This window comes from Deltaproteobacteria bacterium, from assembly GCA_020848905.1.
Lineage (GTDB): Bacteria > Myxococcota_A > Polyangia.
The window spans coordinates 1-5131 of record JADLHG010000078.1 but is presented as its reverse complement, the minus strand read 5'-3'; the positions used below and the strand labels follow the sequence as shown (position 1 = coordinate 5131).

Below are 5131 nucleotides of genomic sequence, written 5' to 3'. Positions count from 1 at the left end.
TCGAGGGCCACCATGTGGCGCTCCTTGTCGATGTACTTTCGGATCCACGCGAGCGCACGGTCGCCGACGGGCACCACGCGGTCCTTCTTGCCCTTGCCCTGGCGCACGATGATGACGCCGCGCTCTTCGTCGAGGTCGTGCACCTTCAAGCAGCACAGCTCCACGCGGCGCATGCCCGTCGAGTAGAGCGTCTCGAGGATGGCGCGATCGCGGATCGCCATCGGGTTCTTCTCGTCGATGGAGCGCAAGATCTTCTCCACCTCGTCGATGGAGAGCGTGGCCTTCGGCAGCGTCTGGTCTCTGCGCGGCAGCTCGAGGTCGGCGGCGGGGTTCGCGTACACGACGGACGCGCGAGTGAGGTAGCGAAACATCTGGCGCACGGCACCGAGCGCCTGGCTCTGGCTCGAGTAGCCGAGCGGCTTGCCGCGCTTGGTGCGGTAGTAGAAGAGGAAGCGCTGGAAGCGCACGACGACGGGGCGGGTGACGTCGTGGACGGAGACAACACCGCGCTCCTCGCAAAAGGCGATGAAGCGCGCGAGGTGGTAGTCGTGCATCTGCACCGTGCGCAGCGCGTAGTTGCGCGCCTTCTCGTGCTCGAGGAAGTCCGCGGCGCACGTCGGCAGGGCGTCTGCACGCTTGGTCGCCTTGATGCGCCACACGTACGGGTACTGCGCGGGCGTCTGCGTCACGGCGCCGCGTTCTCCACGCGCACACCGTTGCCACCACGATACGACGCACGCGATTTCTCACCCGAGATGCGCGCTGGCGGCGAAATCGCTGGTTCCTCGTCGACAACCGGGGGCCGCACTCCCCCCGCCAAGGCCCCGCTTTGGCCCCGCCATGGCCCCGCCAACTCCCCCAAGAACCCCCGCCACCTTTCGATCGTAGTGGCACCTCCGAGCGCGGCCACGTCCACGAGCCCGGGCAGGCGGTGCTCGCTCTCGCCGCGCTCGACGGCAGCGCCGCCGTCCCAGAGCAGCTCGTAGACGAAGCTCTGCCCGCGCAGGCCGCGGTGCACGAGGACGAGCTCGAGGTCCACGAGCCGCTCCATGTGCAGGCGCAGCTGCGTCAGGCCGTAGCCGCTGGCAAGGAGGGCGTCCCTCCGCGTGAAGCGCAGCTCGCTCCGCTCGATGTGCGCCTCGACGCAGCGCTTGCCCACCATCGCGTCCAGCAGCACGAGCAGCTTGCGCGTCTGCGGGGGCAGCTCGTCGAGGGAGCGGCCGAGCACCTCGTGGCAGAGCACGTTGGCGAGCGCGACGTCGTCGATCGTGGCCTCGATGTACTCGAGCGCCTGCCCGCGGTGCTGCACCGTGTGCACCGTGCGCTGGTGCTGATGGACCAGGGCGATGGCGCGGATGAGGCCGAGGTACTTCATGTGGTCGCGTCGGGTGCGCGTCTTGTCGTCGAGGAAGGTCAGCCTCTCGGCAAACGGGTTCACCACGTGCAGCGGGCGCATCAGGCGCTGCGCGTTCTTGTGCAGGGTCACGAGCGCGTTCTTGTCCTCCTTCGCGAGCAGCCCGGAGAGGGTCTCGCGTTTGCGCTGCAGCGCGTGGATGGCGCGGGTCTGTGCGCGGTCCTCGTCGACGGTGAGCACCACGCAGCGGTTCATCAGTTCCTCGTCCACCTCGATGGCGGTGGTGGTCAGGAAGATCATCACTGGGCCTTCGACGCGGTACTCGTGCGTGACGAGCTTGCCGGTCTCCGGGTCCTTGCCCGTCGACGCGATGGTGAGCTCCTTCTCGGACTGCAGGAGCTTGAGCGCATACGAGGCGCGCTCGGCGCCCTCCTCCTCGACGATGGCGAGCACCTTGTGCCGCAGATCCACGTCGCCCATGTAGAAGAGCGACTGCCCCGTCATCGCCGAGTACTTCACCTTCTCCTCGTCGGGGACGAAGGCGAGCACGGCCTCCATCAAGCTCGACTTGCCCGCGGCCGACGAGGACTGCACCACGATGGCGAGGGGGTCGTCGAGCTTGCGCGAGACGGCGGCGAGGTAGCCCACGAGTTTGTTGGTGCGCTCGCCGACGACGCCGCACGCCTCGAAGTCGGCGAGGATGCGGCCGACGAGATCCTTGTCACGCAACAGCGCCAGGGCCTCGTCCCGCTCTTCGCGCGTCATCTCCGGCACGGTGTCGCGCTGCGGCTCGAGCACCGCGCGCATCGCCTGGTCGTTCTTCTCCTCAACGACGAGCAGCACGCGGCCGAGGTCGCGGCGCAGCACCTCGACGTCCTCTCGTAGCTCGCGCGCGGCGGCCTGCAGGAAGGCGCCGCGTTGCTTCGCCGAGTACAGATCGAGTGTGTCGACGTGGAACAGCTCGCCGTCCCTGCTCGACGTGGAGCAGAACACGTTCACGCGCAGCACCTCGTGCGACAGGTTCTTGGCGATGCCGCGCACGCGGTAGCGCCGCGGCCCGATGGCGATGGCGAGCTCGTCCTGGCCCTTCACCTCGACCTGCACGCCGATGTTCGCCCCCAGTGGTGATGCTGGCGGCGACGCCGGCGGCGCGTTCGGCGATGTGCTCGACGCCGACGACGGCGGCGGCTCCGCGGCCGGCAGAGCGGCTAAGGGAATGGCAGGCTGCTGCTCCTCCTTAGCCGCTTCCTCTGGCTCGTCGTGGCACAGGCACTTTCCCTCGAACGCCGCCTTCTCGACGACGAGCCGCAGCGACTTCGACGCCGGCTGCACCTTCAGCGCGTAGCTGTTCGCGTCCATGCCGCGCGGAAACAGCACGCGCGCGCACTCGAAGCCCTCGGGGCGCAGCCGCTCGATGAGCTTCGCGGCCGCGGCGTCGCCAGCGTCGTCTCGGTCGTAGGCCACGAGCACCCGCTCGACCTGGTGCCGCTTGAGCGTCTGCAAGGTCTCGTCGGTGAAGCCCTCAACGCCGTAGCTCGAGGTCACGTTGCGAAGCCCCGCGCTCCAGAAGGTGAGCGCGTCGATGAGCGCCTCGCACAAGATCACCTCCTTGGCGCCATGGAGGCCTTCGAGGTTGAACACGCCACGATGCGGGCCCGGCAGGTAGAGGTGATCGGGCGTGCCGGCGCGCAGGTTGTGGAGGATGACGCGCCCGTACATCGACACCACGGTGCCCTGCTCGTCGAAGATGGGGATCGTGACGCGGCCGCGGAAGTGCTCGTGCCCGCTCTCGCGCACGATGCCGAGGGTCAGCAGGCGCCCGCGGATGGCCTCACCGTCGAGGCGGCTCTTCTGCGGCAGCCGCAGGCCGAGCGTGCGGTTGCAGAAGCCGAGCTTGAAGTGCTCCACGGTGGCGCGGGAGATGCCGCGCTTGTCCACGACGTAGGCGAGGGCCGCCGGATCCTCGAGCAGGCACCGGTGGTAGTAGGCCACCACCTGATCGAGCAGCGCCTTGTCGTCGGCGTCGAGGGAGACCGGCGGCGCGAGCTTGCGCACCGTGCCGACCTTCACCGTGCTGTCCCCGACGGCCACGCCCTCGCGCAGCAGCTCCACGGCGTGGCGAAACGAGACGCCCTCGGTGCGGCGCACCCACTCGATGACGTCGCCGGCGGCGCCGCAGCCAAAGCAGTGCCACAGGTTCTTTGCCGGCGTGACGACGAGCGAGGGCTCGTTGTCGCCCTCGTGGAAGCAGCAGCGCCCGACCAGGTCGGCGCCCTTCTTCTCGAGCTTCACGCCGCGCCGCGCCACCAAGCGCTCGAGCGAGATCTCGGACTTCAGCCGGGTGAGCTCTTCGGGCGGGACGCGGGCCATGGGGCCTCCTTCGGGATCGTGTCAAGCGCGATCCCGACCAGGACGGTTGCACGGATTCGCGATACAATGCTAGTGATCCCAAGGAATGAGAACACCGCGCCCGGGCCAGGCCGAAATCCGGCCTTATCCTGACGCCATGGCTGGTCGTCCTCCTTCTGGAGAAGCGCCTCCCTTTGGCAAGGCCTTGGCCGCGCTACGCAAGGAGCGCGGCCTCACGCAGGAGGGCATGGCCGAGTTGCTTGGCGTGTCGAGGAAAACCGTCGACTACTACGAACGGCGCGCCCAGAACCCCTCAGCCGAAGTGATCGAGCGGGTCGCCGACAAGCTCGGCGTCGGCGTCGCTGTCCTGCTCGGCCGCGAGGAGATCCCCAAGCGCACGCCGAAGGCCCACCCAGGCCCCGTGTCCGCGCTCGAGCTGCGTATCGAGAAGCTCAGAAAGCTCCCGCGCGCCCAGCAGGAGGTCGTCGTCAAGATGCTCGACGGGCTGTTGGGCTGACACGTCTCGTTGCTCGCCGAGAGCAGGACGTCGGCGTAGCGCAACTGCACGCACGCGCAGGACTGCGCCGCCTCCCCCAACACCACCACCGCCAGGGCGGCCTCGCAGGACTCCATCAAACCCGCGGAGCCGCTCTCCTCGGCGTGTCCGACAAGTCGACTTATCCGACACGGCCCGACGTCACGGAGCGTGCAACGCTCCTGCACGACGCTCTACGGGAGAAGCACGCTCCGCGCCGGCGGGCTGCCCTCGTCGAGCTGGACATAACGCTGGCGTTATGTCCTCTCAGCGTCGAGAGAAGGCCGCACCGCAGGAGCGCCCACCCGGGCGCCGCGAGCGCGCGCGTGAGCGCGTCACGCCGCGTGCAGCTCGAGGCCGCGCAGCTCCACGAGGGCAGCACGCGTCGCGCCGCGCCGCGCGTGCGCCAGGTCCGCCGAGAGCCGGGGCCCGCGCTCGTCGCGCGGGCTTGCGCTCACCGGGGCCGTCACCGGCGCCGCGAGCGCTGCGCGCCCGCTGTCGGCGCCGGCGACGCCACCTCGCGGCACCTCGCTCACTCGGCGACGGCCACCAGGTCCGCGTCCGTCGCGCCCTCGATGTCCCAGAACGGGTCGCACACCCGGATCGGCGGCGCCTGCCTCGTCTCGTCGAGCTCGACCGCCTCGAGCTCCTCCGCGGGCGTGTCGTCGACCAGCACGATCGGCGCGGACTCGTCGCGCTCCTCCACGTCGAGCAGGCGGCAGCGGCCCTCCTCGGGGCCGCAGTCCTGGTCGCCCGCGCCCACCGGCGCGCACAGCTCCGTGATGCGGTCGCGCTGCCAGTACTGAGTGCCCTCGGGGCAGCCGTGCGTGTCGGGCGGGGGCTCGTCGGGTGGGGTGTCGGGGCGGCCGTTGCCGTGCGCGGAGCGCCAACGC

The 5131-nt window shown here is 69.7% G+C and carries 4 protein-coding genes and 1 pseudogene; 1 reads left to right on the top strand and 4 read right to left on the bottom strand.

Features of this window, described 5'->3' with window-relative positions:
- Positions 1–689: tyrosine-type recombinase/integrase (locus IT371_30175; protein ID MCC6751959.1), on the bottom strand; the 689-nt coding region annotated here is incomplete at its 3' end.
- Between the two features lie 266 nt (positions 690–955).
- Positions 956–3724 (bottom strand): annotated as a pseudogene (locus IT371_30170) (toprim domain-containing protein).
- An 85-nt stretch (positions 3725–3809) separates the two neighbouring features.
- Here IT371_30170 and IT371_30165 point away from each other — a divergent pair.
- Complete coding sequence (locus tag IT371_30165) at positions 3810–4220, top strand: helix-turn-helix domain-containing protein (GenBank protein MCC6751958.1); 411 nt, start codon at positions 3810–3812, stop codon at positions 4218–4220.
- Between the two features lie 353 nt (positions 4221–4573).
- On the opposite strand, the gene IT371_30160 is transcribed toward IT371_30165, so the two are convergent.
- Together IT371_30160 and IT371_30155 are read right to left on the bottom strand one after the other, a co-directional pair.
- Positions 4574–4765: a hypothetical protein gene (locus IT371_30160; protein MCC6751957.1), complete on the bottom strand. Its 192-nt coding sequence runs from the start codon at positions 4763–4765 to the stop codon at positions 4574–4576.
- A gap of 5 nt (positions 4766–4770) precedes the next feature.
- Positions 4771–5131 (bottom strand): hypothetical protein (locus IT371_30155; GenBank protein MCC6751956.1); only part of this gene is annotated, 361 nt, incomplete at its 5' end.

Excerpts from the sequence above, each read along its gene's own strand:
- IT371_30165 (MCC6751958.1), top strand. The coding sequence starts at position 3,810 with ATGAGAACACCGCGCCCGGGCCAGGCCGAAATCCGGCCTTATCCTGAC.